General features: G+C 69.0%; 14 protein-coding genes. 10 read left to right on the top strand and 4 right to left on the bottom strand.

Translation table 11 applies throughout. The annotated features are described in order from the left end of the window. The 7 genes from rhlB to VFE83_RS02010 form a co-directional block, all read left to right on the top strand. Nucleotides 1–246 (top strand): ATP-dependent RNA helicase RhlB (rhlB, locus tag VFE83_RS02040; RefSeq protein ID WP_324903202.1); only part of this gene is annotated, 246 nt, incomplete at its 5' end. A 147-nt stretch (nucleotides 247–393) separates the two neighbouring features. After that, entirely contained in the window at nucleotides 394–1,077 is a 684-nt protein-coding gene (gene ftsE, locus VFE83_RS02035) for a cell division ATP-binding protein FtsE (protein ID WP_324903201.1), read from the top strand. Beyond that, nucleotides 1,074–2,027, top strand: coding sequence for a permease-like cell division protein FtsX (gene ftsX / locus VFE83_RS02030; protein WP_324903200.1), 954 nt, complete (start codon nucleotides 1,074–1,076; stop codon nucleotides 2,025–2,027). Before ftsE ends, ftsX begins: the two co-directional genes overlap by 4 nt. Beyond that, on the top strand, nucleotides 2,024–2,863 hold the full coding sequence (locus VFE83_RS02025) for a response regulator (protein WP_324903199.1): 840 nt from the start codon (nucleotides 2,024–2,026) through the stop codon (nucleotides 2,861–2,863). Before ftsX ends, VFE83_RS02025 begins: the two co-directional genes overlap by 4 nt. Beyond that, entirely contained in the window at nucleotides 2,860–3,570 is a 711-nt protein-coding gene (ung, locus tag VFE83_RS02020) for a uracil-DNA glycosylase (protein ID WP_324903198.1), read from the top strand. The genes VFE83_RS02025 and ung overlap by 4 nt, the downstream gene beginning before the upstream one ends. A gap of 263 nt (nucleotides 3,571–3,833) precedes the next feature. Then, nucleotides 3,834–4,709, top strand: a complete 876-nt coding sequence (rpoH, locus tag VFE83_RS02015; RefSeq protein ID WP_324903197.1) for an RNA polymerase sigma factor RpoH — start codon at nucleotides 3,834–3,836, stop codon at nucleotides 4,707–4,709. A gap of 169 nt (nucleotides 4,710–4,878) precedes the next feature. Next, entirely contained in the window at nucleotides 4,879–5,286 is a 408-nt protein-coding gene (locus VFE83_RS02010) for a hypothetical protein (protein WP_324903196.1), read from the top strand. 93 nt (nucleotides 5,287–5,379) lie between these two features. On the opposite strand, the gene VFE83_RS02005 is transcribed toward VFE83_RS02010, so the two are convergent. From VFE83_RS02005 to tal, 3 genes are all read right to left on the bottom strand, one after another. After that, a complete protein-coding gene (locus tag VFE83_RS02005; protein ID WP_324903195.1) occupies nucleotides 5,380–6,657 on the bottom strand; it encodes an NAD(P)/FAD-dependent oxidoreductase in 1,278 nt (425 codons plus the stop codon). Next, nucleotides 6,654–8,000, bottom strand: a complete 1,347-nt coding sequence (locus tag VFE83_RS02000; protein WP_324903194.1) for an MFS transporter — start codon at nucleotides 7,998–8,000, stop codon at nucleotides 6,654–6,656. Before VFE83_RS02000 ends, VFE83_RS02005 begins: the two co-directional genes overlap by 4 nt. A gap of 706 nt (nucleotides 8,001–8,706) precedes the next feature. Continuing rightward, nucleotides 8,707–9,657, bottom strand: a complete 951-nt coding sequence (tal, locus tag VFE83_RS01995) for a transaldolase (protein ID WP_324903193.1) — start codon at nucleotides 9,655–9,657, stop codon at nucleotides 8,707–8,709. Nucleotides 9,658–9,784: 127 nt separating this feature from the next. Between tal and VFE83_RS01990 the strand changes: the two genes are divergently transcribed. The 3 genes from VFE83_RS01990 to VFE83_RS01980 all read left to right on the top strand — a co-directional run bounded on the left by VFE83_RS01990 (nucleotide 9,785) and on the right by VFE83_RS01980 (nucleotide 13,862). Continuing rightward, entirely contained in the window at nucleotides 9,785–10,540 is a 756-nt protein-coding gene (locus tag VFE83_RS01990) for an NYN domain-containing protein (protein WP_324903192.1), read from the top strand. Between the two features lie 67 nt (nucleotides 10,541–10,607). Next, on the top strand, nucleotides 10,608–11,363 hold the full coding sequence (locus VFE83_RS01985; protein WP_324903191.1) for a protein-L-isoaspartate(D-aspartate) O-methyltransferase: 756 nt from the start codon (nucleotides 10,608–10,610) through the stop codon (nucleotides 11,361–11,363). A gap of 30 nt (nucleotides 11,364–11,393) precedes the next feature. Continuing rightward, nucleotides 11,394–13,862 (top strand): hypothetical protein, encoded by a 2,469-nt coding sequence (locus VFE83_RS01980; protein ID WP_324903190.1) that lies wholly within the window; start codon nucleotides 11,394–11,396, stop codon nucleotides 13,860–13,862. Nucleotides 13,863–13,925: 63 nt separating this feature from the next. Here the strand turns inward: VFE83_RS01980 and VFE83_RS01975 are convergent, their stop codons facing one another. Next, a complete protein-coding gene (locus tag VFE83_RS01975) occupies nucleotides 13,926–16,139 on the bottom strand; it encodes a primosomal protein N' (RefSeq protein WP_324903189.1) in 2,214 nt (737 codons plus the stop codon). Between the last annotated feature and the right edge of the window lie 380 nt (nucleotides 16,140–16,519).

The following is a 16,519-nucleotide window of genomic DNA, read 5'->3' as shown; positions in this document are numbered from 1 at the left end:
GCATCCGCAGCCGACACCGAGCGCGCACCGCGCAAGCGTCGCCGCCGTCGTGGCGGTCGCCGTATCGAGGGCGCCGAGGGGGCGACCGCACCGGCAGCCGCCGCGCCGCAGAAGCCGCGGCAGCCGACGCAGGTACACGCGCAGAAGTCGGGCGCCAAGCCGGACGGCGACAAGCTCGGCCTGCTGCATCGCATCGGCCGTGGCCTGAAGTCGTTGATCTCGCGTTCGCCGCGCAGCCAGCATTGATCGACCGGCACCGGGTCGATCCGGTCCGCCGGTCGTATCCGGGCCGTGCGGATCCCGTCGCGGTCTGTGCGCGCGGTCCGTTTCGCGCTAGCCATCCACGCCCGTGCCGCCGATACTTGTCGGCACGCGTGTGAGCACCGGTGAGCGATGAGCGTCCTGCGCTTCGACAACGTCAGCAAGCGATACGACGGCCGCGATGCGCTGGCCGAAGTGAGCTTCGAGGTCGCGCAGGGCGAAATGCTGTTCGTGACCGGCCATTCCGGCGCCGGCAAGAGCACGCTGCTGCGGCTGATCCATCTTTCCGAACGCCCGACCCGGGGCGCGGTGGTCTTCGGCGACCGCAACCTGCTCAAGGTCCGCGGGCGCCGCATCGCATTGCATCGGCGCGACGTCGGCATCGTCTTCCAGGACCACCGCCTGCTGGCCGACCGCAGTGTCGCCGACAACGTGGCACTGCCGCTGATCCTGCGCGGAATGCGCCGCGGCGAGATCGGCAAGCGCGTGCGCAACGTGCTCGACAAGGTCGGTCTGGGCGAACGAGCCCAGGCGCTGCCCACGCAACTGTCCGCCGGCGAGCAGCAACGCGTGGGCATCGCGCGCGCCATCGTCGGCGAGCCGCGCCTGCTGGTGGCCGACGAACCCACCGGCAATCTCGACCCCACCCTGTCGGCGGAGATCATGGCGCTGTTCGAATCGCTGCCCGAGCGCGGCACCAGCGTGCTGGTCGCCAGCCACGACCTGGCGCTGGTCAAGCGCATGAAGAAGCGCGTGCTGGTGCTCAACCAGGGCCGGCTGGTCGACGACATCTCGCCGCAGGACCTGGCGCAGTGAGCTCGTCGACCACCGCACCGTCGGCCCGACCTGCGCTCACGCAGTCGCGCCTGGGCACCTGGTTCGACCACCACGTCTACAGCCTGGTGGCCAGCTTCGGCCGCATGCTGCGCAAGCCGTGGGCGACCGCGCTGACCATCGGCGTGATGGCGGTGGCGATCACGTTGCCGCTGGGCCTGTGGGCGGCGCTGAACAACGTCGAGCGCTTCACCGGCACGGTGCAGCAGTCGCGCCAGATCAGCCTGTTCCTCAAGTCCGACGTCACGGTGGAGCGCGCCCGCGCGCTGGCCGAGCAACTTCGCGCCCGCGCCGACGTGGCCGATGTCGAGCTGCGCACGCCCGAACAGGGCATGGAAGAACTGCGCCGCAACAGCGGCCTGGGCGACGCCATTTCCGCCGTCGACGGCAATCCGCTGCCGAGCCTGCTGATCGTTAGCCCGAAGGGCGACGAGACCACGCTCGCGCAATCGCTGGGCACGGTGCCCGAGGTGGACGTCGTCCAGCACGACGCGGCCTGGCGCCAGCGCCTCGACAACTGGCTGCGCTTCGGCGTGCGCCTGGCCTGGGTGCTCGCCGCGCTGCTCAGCCTGGGCGCGCTGCTGGTGGTCGGCAACACGGTGCGGCTGGACATCCAGTCGCGCCGCGACGAAATCGCCGTGCTCCAGCAACTGGGCGCGACCGACGGTTTCATCCGTCGTCCGTTCCTGTACCTGGGCGCGTGCTATGGGCTGGTGGCCGGGGCGCTGGGCCTGGCGCTGCTGACCGCGGCCGACCATGCGCTGCGAGCGCCGCTGATGGAGCTGGCGCGCAGTTACGGCAGCCAGTTCACGCTGCAGGGCTTCGATCTGCCGCAAGCGGTCGCGATCGTGACCGCATCGGGCATCCTCGGCTGGCTCGGTGCCGGCCTGGTGACCGGCCATTACCTGCGCCAGACGCGACCGATCACATGAGCCAGGATCTCCGCCATCTCGCCAGCACCGCGCCGCGCATCATGGTCGTGGACGGCTCGAAGTTGGTCCGCAAGCTGATCGGCGACGTGCTCGCGCGCGAACTGCCTGACGCGGTCGTGGTGCCCTGCGCCGACATCGCCGAGGCGCGCGCCGCGCTGGGCAACGGCGCGGTCGACCTGGTCACTACCTCCTTGGTTCTGCCTGACGGCGACGGGATCGCGCTGGCGCGCGCCGTGCGCGAATCGGCGGGGCAGGCCTACGTGCCGATCATCGTCGTCTCCGGGGATGCGCAGGCGCACCTGGAGTCGCGCCGTTTCACCGAGGACGTCACCGACTATTTCGACAAGTCGCTGGGCCACAACGCACTCGCAGCTTTCATCCGTGGCTACGTGCATCCGCAGCCGATCCCGGGCGCACGCGTGCTGTACGTCGAGGACAGCAAGGTGGTCGCGCTGGCGACCAAGCGCATGCTCGAGCGCCACGGCCTCACCGTGCTGCATTTCGTGGGCGTGGAAGAAGCACTGGAATACCTGGAAACGCATCGCGGCCAGGATGATGCCGGCGCTGACCTCGTGCTCACCGACGTCTACCTGAAGGGTGCGCTCAGCGGCAACGACCTGCTGGCGCGACTGCGCGACGACTTCGGTTACGGCAAGCGGCGCCTGCCCGTGCTGGTGATGACCGGCGACGCCAATGCCGACAACCAGAGCGCGCTGCTGCGCGCCGGCGCCAACGACCTCGTGCTCAAGCCGATCGAGGAACGCCTGCTGGTGACCAAGACGCTGTTCCAGTTGCGCCTGGCGCGACTGGGCGAGCCGGCCACTCTGGACTCATGAGCGAGACCGCAGACCGCATCCGCCTGGAGCCGTCGTGGAAGGCCCGCATCGGCGATTACCTGCAGCGGCCCGAGATGCAGGCCCTTTCGGGCTTCCTGCGCGACCGCAAGGCAGCCGGCGCGCGCATCTTTCCGCCCGGTCCGAACATCTTCGCCGCATTCGACGCGACGCCGTTCGACCAGGTGAAGGTGGTGATCCTGGGCCAGGACCCGTACCACGGGATGGGCCAGGCGCATGGGCTGTGCTTCTCGGTGCAGCCGGGCGTGGGCGTTCCGCCGTCGCTGGACAACATCTTCAAGGAAATCCAGCGGGACCTGGGCATCCCGCGGCCCGACCACGGCTGCCTGCTGCCGTGGGCGCGGCAGGGCGTGCTGCTGCTCAATGCCGTCCTGACGGTGGAGGAAGGCCGTGCCGGCGCCCATCAGGGCAAGGGCTGGGAAGGCTTCACCGACCACGTCGTCGACGTGCTCAACCGCGAGCGCGAGGGGCTGGTGTTCATGCTGTGGGGCAGCTATGCCCAAGCCAAGGGCAAGGTGATCGACCCTCGCCGGCACAGGGTGCTCAAGGCGCCGCATCCGTCGCCGCTGTCCGCGCACCGCGGTTTCCTCGGCTGCGGGCATTTCTCGGCCGCCAACGAATACCTGGCCCGTCACGGCAAGACGCCCATCGACTGGTCGTTGCCGTCCAGGGCCACGCTACCGACCTGACCGCCGGCGGGCTCAGCCCGCATTTCCCGGCGGGAGCCGGTGGTGAACTTTCTCGTCCCGGCCGGGTCTATGAACGGCGTCGCGAAACACCGGGCCGGTCACGCGGTCCCGACGCTCCTCTCACGCGCCAAATGGTTGATTTATCAGGCGATCCATTCGGGATGGCCGGGCAACTCGACCCGCCGCGCTTTGTCCCACCCATGAAACACTGAGGCCCTTTCGACCTTTAGCAGACCACCATTTCGACTGCTAAGATGCCCCCCATGACCCAGAACACCCTGTCCATCCCGCTGGTTTCCAACAACCTCCCGGTGCCGAGCGCCCTCGGCTCGCTGGACGCATACGTCAACGCCGTGCACCGCATCCCGGTGCTGAGCGCCGAGGACGAGCAGGCACTGGCCCGCCGCTTCCGCGACCAGGAAGACCTGGACGCCGCCCGCGAGCTGGTGCATTCGCACCTGCGTTTCGTCGTCCACGTGGCCCGTGGCTACAACGGCTATGGCCTGCAGATGGGCGACCTCATCCAGGAAGGCAACATCGGCCTGATGAAGGCGGTCAAGCGCTTCGACCCCGACCAGGGCGTGCGCCTGGTGTCCTTCGCGGTGCACTGGATCCGCGCGGAGATGCACGAGTTCATCCTCAAGAACTGGCGCATCATGAAGGTCGCCACGACCAAGGCGCAGCGCAAGCTGTTCTTCAACCTGCGCAAGTCCAAGACCCGCCTGGGCTGGATGAACGCCGAGGAGGTCCGCGCCGTGGCCCAGGACCTCAACGTCTCCGAGCGCGAAGTGCTGGAGATGGAGTCGCGCCTCTCGGGCCGCGACATCGGCTTCGACGCGCCGGATGAGGACGACGACAACGCCCCGCCGTCGCCGGTGGCCTACCTGCGCGCCGACGGCGAGGACCCCTCGCAGGCGTACGAGCGCGAGGACGAGGAAGACAACCACCTCGCCCTGCTGCGCGAAGGCCTGTCCGGACTGGACGCCCGCTCGCGCGACATCATCCGCCGCCGCTGGCTGGACGCCGACAGCAAGATCACGCTGCAGGAACTGGCCGACGAATACGGCGTTAGCGCCGAGCGCATCCGCCAGATCGAGGCCAACGCGCTGAAGAAGATGCGCGCGCTGTTCGCGGCATAACGCGACCCGCGTCGAACGACTCACGATGGCCCGGCACTGCCGGGCCATCGGCTTTTGGGCGACCGCATTTCACATTGTCTTCATTGCCTTGCATGGACTTTCCCCTCGCCCTCCGCCACCGCGCGGTGCGGTGGCGGGGAAGGGTGAACCCAACGCAAGGAGTCTCAGGATGAGTACGAAGCTGGCTGGAATGGCTTTGGTGCTGTGCGGTTCGATGCTGGGTACGTATGCGCCTGCCGCGAAGGCGGGAGACGTGAGCAATGCGAGCTTGGCGTGCTATGTGGACACATCGGCGTTTGACCAATTGACGTCGGGCTTCTGCGCGAGCGGCTGGACGCCCGCCCAGCCCAACCCGACCGTCGCACACTTCGAAGTCATCGGCCTTGCGCCGGGCAACTACACGTTTACCTGGTCGTCCGCGCAATGCGGAAACGTGGCGTGGTGCAACCAGTCGATCCGGAAGGACACCAGCGTCGGCGGCCATCCCGTCACGCTGACGGTTACCATTCGCGACAACGACACCGGTGCCAGCAAGACGGTGAGCGCCACCGCCGAGTACATCGACATCTGGACGTAAGCGAGTACCGACGGCAGCCGCGATGCGGCTGCCGTCTTCGATGTACGGCAACAGGATGACCGTCGCGCGCTGGGGAAGGCGCACTGGCCATGTCTACGGCGCGCGCTCCTGCCCCGTCTCTTGGCCGCCCAGGATGATCCGCGCGTGGCGCTGGTAGCTCCAGTAGGCCCAGGCCCAGTTGATCAGCACGATGATTCGGTTGCGGAAGCCGATCAGGAAGAACACGTGGGCGGCAAGCCAGAACCACCAGGCGATTAGGCCCGAAATCTTCAGCCCATGCAGGTCGACGACCGCGGCCATGCGGCCGATGGTGGCGAGGTTGCCGAAGTCGCGATAACGGAACGGTGGGGCTGTCGCGCCGGCGAGGCGCGACCGGATCACGCGCGCTACGTGCGAACCCATCTGCTTGGCGGCGGGCGCGACGCCCGGCACCGGCTTGCCGTTCTGCTGCACGCTGGCCAGGTCGCCCGCGACGAAGATCTCCGGATGGCCCGGCACGCTGAGATCGGCTTGCACGGGTACGCGGCCGGCGCGGTCGCGCGGAACGTCCAGCAGCGCGCCCAGTGGCGAGGCCGCCACGCCCGCGGCCCACAGCACGGTGCGTGCGGGAACGAAGCGGTCGCCCAGCGTGTAGCCGCGTTCGTCGATGGCACTCACCGGCGTACCGGTGACGACTTCCACGCCGAGCTTGTGCAACTGGCGGCGCGCCTTCTCCGACAGCGATTCCGGGAACGACGCCAGCACGCGCGGTCCGGCTTCGACCAGCCGCACCCTGGCCTGCGATGGATCGATGTTGCGGAACTCGCGCTTGAGCGTGTGGCGCGCGATCTCCGCCAGCGTGCCGGCCAGTTCCACGCCGGTCGGTCCGCCGCCGACCACCGCAAAGCTGAGCCACGCCTCGCGCTCGGCGGGGTCCTCGCAGGCTTCCGCGCGTTCGAACGCGAGCAGCAGGCGGCGGCGGATCGCCAGCGCGTCGTCCAGCGTCTTGAGGCCGGGCGCGTCCGCACTCCATTCGTCGTGGCCGAAGTAGGCGTGCGTCGCGCCGCTGGCGAGCAGCAGGTAGTCGTAATGCAGCGCATCGCCATCGGCCAGCGACACGGTGCGTGCGGTCTTGTCCAGCCCGATCACCTCGCCGAGCCGCACTTCCACGTTGCGCTGCTTGCGCAGGATGTGGCGCAGCGGTGCGGCGATGTCGGGCGAGGACAGGCCGGCCGTCGCCACCTGGTACAGCAGCGGCTGGAACAGGTGGTGGTTGCGCCGGTCGACCAGGGTGATACGCACATCGCTGCCGGCCAGCGCGCGCGTGGCCCACAGGCCGGCGAAACCGCCGCCGACGATCACGACATGCGGACGCGCCGAAGTTGCACTCATGCGATGGGAGTCCTGTCCGGAACGGCCACGTCGCGGCCGATGACGTCATGGTCGCGGTCGATGCGCGAATGGTGCTTGGTGTCGCGCATCAGCACATACACCGTAAGCGAAACGGCGACACACGCGGTGACGTAGATGTAGAACCACGACTCGTGGCCGATCTGCTTGAACCACAGCGCGATGTACTCGGCCGTGCCGCCGAACACCGACACGGTCAGCGCGTAAGGCAGGCCCACGCCGAGCGCGCGGATGTGCGCGGGGAACAGTTCGGCCTTCACCACGGCGTTGATGGACGTGTATCCGGTAACGATCACCAGGCCCGCCATCACCCATGCGAATGCGCTCAGCAGCGTGTTCGACGCGGCGATGCCGCTGAGGATGGTGTAGGTGCACAGCGTGCCGAGCACGCCGAAGGCGATGAGGATGGGGCGGCGTCCGGTGCGATCGGAGAGCGCGCCGACCAGCGGCTGCAGCAACATGAACACCAGCAGCGACGCCGCGGAGATCAGCGTCGCGTCGGCCTTGCTGAAGCCGCCGGTGTTCACCAGGAATTTCTGCGGGTACGTGGTGAACGTGTAGAACGACAGCGTGCCGCCCATGGTCAGGCCGATCACCGTCAGCACCTCGCGCGGATGCTGCAGCAGCACGCGCAGGCTGCCACGCTGCTTCGCATCGCGCGTACGCGCGACGGCGAAGGATTCGGTTTCCTGCATGCTGCGGCGCAGGTACAGCGCGGTCACCGCACACAGTGCGCCGACGACGAAGGGAATGCGCCAGCCCCAGTCGTGCAGCTGTTCCTCGGTCAGCAGCGCGCGCTGCAGCAGTACCAGCAGCGCCAGCGCGAGCAACTGGCCCATCACCAGCGTCACGTACTGGAAGCTCGACCAGAAACCGCGATGACGTGACTGTGCCATCTCGCTGAGGTAGGTCGCGGACGTTCCGTACTCGCCGCCGACGCTGAGGCCCTGCAGCAGCCGCGCGAACACCAGCAGCGCCGGTGCGGCCAGGCCGATGCTCTCGTATCCGGGCGCCAGCGCGATCAGCAGCGATCCCACGCACATCAGCAGCACCGAGACCATCAGCGCCGCCTTGCGGCCGTAGCGATCGGCGTACAGGCCCATCAGCCACCCACCGACCGGGCGCATCAGGAAGCCCACCGCGAACACCGCCGCCGTGTCGAGCAGCTGCGCGGTGGTGTCGCCCTTGGGGAAGAAATGCGGCGCGAAGTAGATGGCGAACGCGGAATAGGCGTACCAGTCGTACCACTCCACCAGGTTGCCGACCGAACCGCTGAAGATGCTGCGCAGGCGTTGGGCGGGTGTCATCGAGGCGGTGGCATCCATGCGCGTCAGTTTGCCTGAAGTGATGCGGGGAGATGTCGACGTGATGGTGACCAGCGCCATCGTGGCCCGGGTAAGCGAAGCGCTCCCCGGACTGTCGTGCATGACCCGGGCGGCCTTGGGCCTTTTCCGGGCTATGGGAGGACGCTCTCTGACTGCGCCATGAGCGCGGACGCTCTATTGCTGTCATCCCCGCGAAGGCGGGGATCCATGCCGGCATGCATCACGGCTTCGGAGAGGATGACGCGGCGGGAGGATGGATTCCCGCCTTCGCGGGAATGACGGCTAAAAGAAGCCCGGTATCGGCCCTGGGGCCCGGGTAAGCGAAGCGCACCCGGGACTGTCGCGCACTGATCCATCGCGAGCGAGCTAACCATTCGAGCGCGCTGCGCCAACCCTTGTCGCCCGGATAAGCCGCCAAGGCGCGCCTTAGGTTGTCGGCATGACCCGGATGCGGCCTTAGCCTTATCCCGGGCTACGGGAGCGGACCTTTTTGACTGTCGCGATGAGCGCGGACGCTCTATTGCTGTCATCCCCGCGAAGGCGGGGATCCAGACCGGCGCGCATCACGGCTTCGGAGAGGAAGATGTGACTGAAAGATGGATTCCCGCCTTCGCGGGAATGACAGCTAATAGCAGCTTGGCGTGACGCGTACAAAAAAGCCCGGCATGAGCCGGGCTTCGCATTGATCCGTCCGCGGGCGGGGCATTTATCCCAGCCGCTGCGCCAGCATCGCCTCCAGCTTGCGCTGGTCGGCGGCGAACTTGCGGATGCCGTCGGCCAGCTTGTCGGTCGCCATGGCGTCTTCGTTGTGCTCCCAGCGGAACACGGACTCGCTCATGCGCTCCGGTGCCGGTTGGCGCTCGCCGGTGTCGGTGAGGGCGCGCGGCACGTCGCCGCTGGCATCGGCCAGTGCGGAGAGCAGGTCCGGCGAGATCGTCAGCCGGTCGCAGCCGGCCAGCGCCAGCACCTGCCCGGTGTTGCGGAAGCTGGCGCCCATCACGACGGTGTTGAAGCCGTGGCGCTTGTAGTGGTGCCAGATGCGCGTGACCGACTGTACGCCCGGGTCGTCCTGCGGCGTGGCCGGCTTTTCGCCGCCGTTGGCCACGTGCCAGTCGAGGATGCGGCCCACGAACGGCGAGATCAGGAACACGCCGGCCTCCGCGCACGCCACCGCCTGCGCGAAGGAGAACAGCAGGGTCAGGTTGCAGTTGATGCCTTCGCGCTCGAGCTGCTCGGCGGCGCGGATGCCTTCCCAGGTCGAGGCGATCTTGATCAGCAGCCGCTCGCGGCCAATGCCGACCTGTTCGTACAGTGCGACCAGCTTGCGCGCCTGCGCCAGCGTCGCCTGCGTGTCGAAGCTGTGGCGTGCGTCGACTTCGGTCGACACGCGGCCGGGGATGAGCTTGAGGATTTCCACGCCCACCGTGACGGCTAGCAGGTCGGCGGCGTCGGCGACGCGCGCGGGCAGGTCGGTGCCCCGCGCCTGCGAGATGGCCGAGTCGATCAGCGGCGCATAGGCCGGCAGCGAGGCGGCCTTCAGCAGCAGCGAGGGGTTGGTGGTCGCGTCGAGCGGATGGAAGCGGGCGATGGCGTCGATGTCGCCGGTGTCGGCGACCACCGCCGACAGGCTGCGGAGCTGTTCGAGCTGGCTGGTCATGGTGTGCTTTTCGTGGGGTTCGTTCGAATGGTATCGGTCCCATTGTGGGGGATCGCGCGGGCGCCGTCATGCCCGCGTGCCGGCGCCTGCGCTAGGCTCGCGCGAACGCCGTCCAGGACCCTCCGCCATGGCCGAACCCGAGCGCCGGATCGCCCTGCTGATCGATGCCGACAACGCGCCGGCGGGCAAGATCGACGCGATCCTGGCCGAGGTGGCCCGCCACGGTGCCGCCAACGTGCGCCGCGCCTACGGCAACTGGAAGAGCCCGCACCTGAAGGGCTGGGAGGCGACGCTGCACGAGTACGCCATCCGGCCGATCCAGCAGTTCGCCTACAGCACCGGCAAGAACGCGTCCGACATGGCCATGGTGATCGACGCCATGGACCTGCTGTACGCGCGCAACCTGGATGGGTTCGCCATTGTCTCCAGCGACGCGGACTTCACGCCGCTGGTGATGCGCCTGCTGACCGAGGGCGTGAAGGTCTATGGTTTCGGCGAGAAGAAGACGCCGGCGCCGTTCGTGAATGCGTGCTCCAAGTTCACCTACCTGGAAGCGCTGGTGCAGCCGAGCACCGAAACGGCGGTGGTCGCGACCGCGCCGAAGGCCGGCAAGGAACTGCGCGGCGACACGGCGCTGATGCGCATGCTGCGTGGCGCGGTGGATTCGGCCAGCGGCGAGGACGGCTGGGCGCACCTGGGCGCGGTCGGCCACCAGATCAGCAATCGCGCGTCGTTCGATTCGCGCAATTACGGCTATCGCAAGCTGAGCGATCTGATCGAGGCGACGGAGCAGTTCGAGGTGAAGCGCGACGAGCAGATCGTCTGGGTGCGTTATCGGCCGCGAGCGAAGACGAAGGCGGCGAAGAAGCCTGAGAAGGCCTGAGAACGCCTGAAAACGCGCGACGAGGCGTTTTCGGCGCGCTAACGGCCGCACACCTACACTCGCCGCCATGTCAGGCGGGTCCGCCATCGCCAGGCTGCTGATCGGCGTCGTCGTCGCCGCGATGATGTCGCCGCCGGCGCCTGCGCAGGAGGGCGACCGCTACGCAGGTGCGCGCCGCGCGCTGGTCGCCGAATTGCGCTCGCAGTCGAGTGGCGATGCCGGTACCGCGCTGCAGATCGACCGGCAGACGCTGGACGTCATCGGCCGCGTGCCGCGCCACGAATACGTGCCGGCGTCCGAGCGCGGCGAGGCCTACGAGAACCGCCCGCTGGGCATCGGTTACGGACAGACCATCTCGCAGCCGTACATCGTGGCGCTGATGACCACGCTGGCGAAGCCACGCTCGGGGCAGAAGATCCTCGAGATCGGCACCGGGTCGGGCTACCAGGCAGCGGTGCTCGCCGAATCCGGTCCGCAGGTCTTCTCCATCGAGATCGTCGAGCCGCTGGCCCGCCAGGCCGCACAGCGCCTCGCCCGTTACCGCAACGTCGCCACGCGCACCGGCGACGGCTACTACGGCTGGAAGGAGCACGCGCCGTTCGATGCGATCGTGGTCACTGCCGCGGCATCGTCGATTCCGCCGCCGCTGGTGGCGCAGCTGAAACCGGGCGGGCGCATGGTGATTCCGGTCGGCAGCAGCTTCTTCACCCAGACGCTGCTGCTGGTGGAGAAGGATGGCGGCGGCCGCGTCCGCACGCGGCAGGTGCTGCCCGTCCGCTTCGTGCCGTTGACGGGCGCCGGTCAGGCTGGAGCCCGCGACTGAGGCGCGGGCGCCGCAACAGCGAGCGGTGCCGTGCACAGTGTCGAAACGTCCATCGCCGGATCACGCTTCCGCCTGACGCTGGCGATCGCGCTGGTGTCGGCGGCGGCACTGGCCTACCAGCTGCTGCTGATGCGCTGGCTGGCAATCGTGCACTGGCATCCGTTCGCGGTGATGATCATCAGCCTCGCGCTGCTGGGCCACGGTGCCAGCGGCACGTGGCTCAGCCTGTGGCTGCGTGATCGCGACGTGGCGCGCGATGGCCCGCGCTTCGATGCGGCGTTCGGTGCATGCGCGCTGGCGTTCGCGGTCTCGGCGACGCTGACGCCGGTCGTGGCGCGGGCGATTCCCTTCAACGGACTGGAGCTGGTGTGGAACGCGCGCCAGCTGTTGTGGCTCGGTGCGCTGTTCCTCACCTTGTCGGTGCCGTTCTTCTTTGCCGCAGCGTGCTTCGGGTTGGCGTTCGCCTTTCATGGGCCCCGCATTCCCGCGCTGTACGCGGCGGACCTGTGCGGCGCAGGCGTCGGCGCGCTGGTCGCGCTGGCGCTGGGCTGGTGGCCGCTGCAGAACGGATTGCTGGCGGCCGCGATGTGCGGCGTAGTCGCGGCGATGCTGGTGATGCGCGGGCGAAGACCGCTGATCGTTGCGATCGCCATCGGCATCGCGTTGCTTGCGCTGTGGCCAACACGATTGCTGACGCCATCGCCGAACGAGTTCAAGGGCCTGAGCAAGGCGTTGCTGCTGCCGCAGGCGCGCGTGCTGGCGGAGCGATCGGCTCCGCACGGCTGGTTCACGGTGCTGGAAAGCCGCCGCGTTCCGCTGCGTCACGCGCCGGGCCAGAGCCTGTCCTACACCGGCGAGCCGCCACCGCAACTGGCGCTGTACACCGATGGCGACGCGATGAGCGTGATGCTGCGCGACGACGGACACGTCGATGCGCGGTGGCTGGAGGCGATGACTTCGGCGCTGCCTTACCGCATGCGCACACCCGATCGCGTGCTGGTGCTCGGCGTGGGTGGCGGGATGGAAGTACTGCAGGCGCTGAACCTGGGCGCGCGGCAGGTGGACGCCGTCGAGGCCTCGGCCGAGCGGCTGCAGTGGGTACGCGATGTGTTTGCCGGGTACACCGGCGACCTGCTGCGCGACCGTCGCGTGCAGGCCTTTCATGCCGAACCGCGCGCCTTCGTACGCGCCAGTCCGCGCACGTACGACCTGATCGTGCTGGCCGGTGGCGAATCCTTCGCCAGCAGCGGCGCGGGCGTGCAATCGGCCAGCGAGCAGTACGCGCTGACCGTCGAGGCATTGCGCGATTACCTGGCGCGGCTCTCGCCGGACGGCATGATCGTCGCCACGCACTGGACCAAGCAGCCGCCGCGCGACGAGCTCAAGTTTTTCGCCACCGCGGTGGCAGCGCTGCGCGAGCGGGGCGCGCCGGACCCCGCGCGACAGCTGGCTGCGATCCGCAACTGGGATGCGAGCACGTGGCTCATCGCGCGCTCGCCGATGCCGCGCGAGACGGTCGCCGCGCTGCAACGCTTCGCGCATCGGCATGACTTCGACGTCGTGCATGCGCCCGGGGTGCGCGCATCCGCGCCGCAGGACCGCATGCACCTGCTCGAACCGCCGTACCTGTTCGACGGCGTGCAGGCGTTGCTGTCACCGCACGCGCGGGACTACCTGCGTGCGTACAAGTTCGACATCGACCCGGCGCGCGACGACCGCCCGTACTTCGGCCACTTCTTCCGCTGGCACAGCCTGCCGGAGCTGCTGCGCCTGCGCGGGCAGGGTGGCGCCGTGCTGCTGGATTCGGGCTATCTGCTGCTGGTCGGCGCGCTGATGCTGGCCACGGCCTTGGCGGTGATCCTGGTGCTGCTGCCGCTGCGTGCGCTGCCACGTGCGAGCGATGCGGGCGTTTCGCGCGAACGCGCCGGGCTGTACTTCATCGCGCTGGGGCTCGCGTTCCTGATGATCGAGATCGCGACACTGTCACGCATGACGCTGTTGCTGGGCCATCCCTTGCTGGCGGCGAACGTGGCGCTGGCGGGGTTCCTGCTGTGCGCCGGTGCGGGCAGCGCACATGCGCAACGATGGCTGTCGCGATCGGACGGCAGCGATGCGGCCATCGCCGCGCGCGTGGCCTGGGCGGTCCGCGTGATCATGTTCGGCCTGTTATGGCAGTTCGTGGTGTTCGTGCTGCTGCTCGAACATGCGGCGGCCTGGCCGGTGACATTGCGTGGCCTCGCCTGCCTGGTCGGCATCGCGCCGCTCGCCTTCGCGATGGGCATCCCGTTTCCGCTGGGCCTGGCGCGACTGTCGCGACGCGCGCCCGCCTTCGTGCCGTGGGCGTGGGCCCTCAACGGTTGCGCCTCGGTGATCGCGGCGATCCTTGCGTTGCTGCTGGCGATGGCGCTGGGCCTGCGCACGACGCTGCTGATCGCGCTGGCGCTGTACGTGTTCGCGGTGTGGATGTGGCGCGGGCGAGTGCAGATGGAAGAGGAGTGAGTGGAGAGGGCCGCACGGCCATCCGTACTACTCGTTCCTCTCCACTCTCGCCTCTCCGATCGCTCAGTACAGGTCCACCGGATCCACGTCCAGCGACCAGCGCACCTTGCGCGCTTCGGGGGATGCGTGGATCGCCGGCATCGCGCCGTCCAGTGCGCCATGCAGGCTGCGCCGGTCTGCGGCGGAGAGCAGCAACTGCATGCGCTGGAAGCCGGCACGGCGCGGCATCGGCGCGGGCAGCGGGCCATGCAGGTCGAGCGGGGCGCCTTGTGCGCGCAGGCATTCGCGCGCCATGCGCAGGAACGCCTCGCAGGCCTCCACCTGCTTCGCTTCCGCGCGCAGCATCGCCATGTGCGCGAACGGCGGGAAGCCGGCCGCGTCGCGTTGCGCGAGTTCGGCGCCGGCGAAGGCGTGGTAGCCACCGGCGATCAGCGTGTTGAGCAGCGGATGATCGGGGTGGTGGGTCTGCAGCAGCACCTCGCCCGCGCGCTGCGCGCGTCCGGCGCGACCGGCCACCTGGATCAGCAGCTGCGCGAGTTTCTCCGGCGCGCGGAAGTCCGCCGAAAACAGGCCCTCGTCCACGCCCACCACCGCCACCAGCGTGAGGTTGGGCAGGTCGTGGCCCTTGGCCAGCATCTGCGTGCCGACCAGGATGCCGCGCTGCGTGCCGAACTGCGCCAGCAGCTTTTCCAGCGCATCGCGCCGCTGCGTGGTGCCGCGGTCGATGCGCACCACCGGCACCTCGGGAAACCGCGCGGCCAGCGCTTCCTCGATGCGCTCGGTGCCGGCGCCCTGCGCCTGCAGGGCGAGCCCGCCGCAATCCGGACAGGCCGACGGCGCAGGACGGCGCGTACCGCAGTGATGGCACTGCAGGCGCCGACCGCCGGCGTGCACGGTCATCGGCGTGCCCTGCAGCGGCGTGCTGCAGCGCGGGCAATGCGCGCTCCACCCGCAGTCGTGGCACAGCAGCACGGGCGCGTAGCCGCGGCGGTTCTTGAACACCAGCACCTGGCCGTCCGCCGTCAGCGCCTGTTCGATCGCGGCGAACATCTCCGGCGAGAGGCCCGCTTCGAGCGGGCGCTTGCGCACGTCGCACACGCGCACCCGCGGCGCCTGCGCCTGGCCGGCGCGCGCATGCAGGCGCAGGTGCTCGTAACGTCCGGATTGGGCATTGCGCAGCGACTCCAGCGACGGCGTCGCGCTGCCCAGCAGCACCGGCACTTCCAGCGCCTTGCCGCGCACCAGCGCGAAGTCGCGCGCGTGGTAGCGGATGCCGTCGAGCTGCTTGAAGCTGCCGTCGTGCTCCTCGTCGACGACGATGAGCCCGGCGTCCGGCAGCGGCAGGAACACGGCCGAGCGCGTGCCGACTGCTACGCGCGCCTCGCCGCGAGCGAAGGCGGCCCAGGTGCGCGCGCGTTCGTTGTCGCTCAGGCCCGAATGCAGCGCATGCACCGGCACGCCCAGGCGGGCACGGAAGCGCGCCAGCGTCTGCGGCGTCAGGCCGATCTCCGGCACCAGCACCAGCGCCTGCTTTCCACGCGCCAGGCAGTCGGCGATGGCGTGCAGGTAGACCTCGGTCTTGCCGCTGCCGGTGACGCCGTCCAGCAGCAGCCCGGCAAAGCCGCCGGCGCTGGCCAGGACCGCGTCGACCGCCGCCTGCTGCTCGAGGTTGAGGGCTGGACCGGCGGCGGGGAGCGGCGCATGGGCGGCGGCCGGAATCGCGACGCGCTCGGCCAGTCCGCGCTTGACCAGCGCACGGGCGGCGCTACGCCAGTCCTCGAACTCCAGGTCCAGCCGGTCTTCGTCCAAGGGGCCGGGCTGCAGGCGGTCGGCCAGCAGCCGTGGACGTCCGGCGCGGAGGCGTTCGCGCGCGGTCTGCCCGGCCTCCGTCAGCTGCCAGGCCCAGGCGTGGGTATCGGGCATGGCCTCGCCGCGCCGCAGGGCGGCGGGGAGGGCGGTTGTCAGGACTTCGCCCAGCGGGGCGTGGGTGTAGCGCGCCAGCCACCGTAGGGATTCCAGCAATTCGCCCTGCAGGACCGGTTCCGGGTCCAGCCGCTCCAGCGCGGCCTTGAGCTCGGCGGCGGGGTCCTCGGGCGGGCCGACATCGGCCACCACGCCGACCAGTTCGCGCGTCCCGAAGGGCACCCGCACCCGCAGCCCGACGTCCTCGGGCCCCGCCGATTCCCCCGCGGGCGGCCGGTAGTCGAACAGCCGCGGCAGCGGGACCGGCAGGGCCAGCCGCCACACGGACGGCGGGGTCGGGGAGGGTTCGGGCATCGGCGCAGTCTACCGGCCCGGGCGGGGTGGGCAGGAGCCTCGACAGTTGCCGTTCATTGTTGCCAAGGCTGTGACAAAAATCACGTAAGTAGCTATGTCCAAAGGGAAAGCACCCTTATCCACATCACCTGTGGATAAATCTGTGCATCGCGTGTCGGCAGAAGGGCCCGATCCAGTAAAAACAAAGCTCCTGGTCGGGTTGGTGAAAAAAGTGCCAACGCGGATATTTTCTTTAAGATCATGAGCTTAGGTGTGAAACATGGTTGTCACCCGGGTGGCGTCCCTGTTCAGCCACGTCCCGATGACGGCTGCGTTACTGCTGTGCACAACCACATTTTTCGGACGAGGCCCGTCCTGCTTGGCGGAGCACGTAACAGGAC

The organism is Lysobacter sp., assembly GCF_035655815.1.
GTDB lineage: Bacteria > Pseudomonadota > Gammaproteobacteria > Xanthomonadales > Xanthomonadaceae > Lysobacter_J.
The sequence above is the reverse complement of the archived record's forward strand: the minus strand, read 5'-3'. Positions and strand labels throughout refer to the sequence as shown.

What these genes read in the sequence shown, in the direction of transcription:
- rpoH (WP_324903197.1), top strand. Translation starts at nt 3,834, where the DNA reads ATGACCCAGAACACCCTGTCCATCCCGCTGGTTTCCAACAACCTCCCG.
- tal (WP_324903193.1), bottom strand. Translation starts at nt 9,657, where the DNA reads ATGACCAGCCAGCTCGAACAGCTCCGCAGCCTGTCGGCGGTGGTCGCC.
- VFE83_RS01985 (WP_324903191.1), top strand. Translation starts at nt 10,608, where the DNA reads ATGTCAGGCGGGTCCGCCATCGCCAGGCTGCTGATCGGCGTCGTCGTC.
- VFE83_RS02010 (WP_324903196.1), top strand. Translation starts at nt 4,879, where the DNA reads ATGAGTACGAAGCTGGCTGGAATGGCTTTGGTGCTGTGCGGTTCGATG.
- ung (WP_324903198.1), top strand. Translation starts at nt 2,860, where the DNA reads ATGAGCGAGACCGCAGACCGCATCCGCCTGGAGCCGTCGTGGAAGGCC.
- VFE83_RS02005 (WP_324903195.1), bottom strand. Translation starts at nt 6,657, where the DNA reads ATGAGTGCAACTTCGGCGCGTCCGCATGTCGTGATCGTCGGCGGCGGT.
- ftsE (WP_324903201.1), top strand. Translation starts at nt 394, where the DNA reads ATGAGCGTCCTGCGCTTCGACAACGTCAGCAAGCGATACGACGGCCGC.
- VFE83_RS02000 (WP_324903194.1), bottom strand. Translation starts at nt 8,000, where the DNA reads ATGGATGCCACCGCCTCGATGACACCCGCCCAACGCCTGCGCAGCATC.
- VFE83_RS01975 (WP_324903189.1), bottom strand. Translation starts at nt 16,139, where the DNA reads ATGCCCGAACCCTCCCCGACCCCGCCGTCCGTGTGGCGGCTGGCCCTG.
- VFE83_RS01990 (WP_324903192.1), top strand. Translation starts at nt 9,785, where the DNA reads ATGGCCGAACCCGAGCGCCGGATCGCCCTGCTGATCGATGCCGACAAC.
- VFE83_RS02025 (WP_324903199.1), top strand. Translation starts at nt 2,024, where the DNA reads ATGAGCCAGGATCTCCGCCATCTCGCCAGCACCGCGCCGCGCATCATG.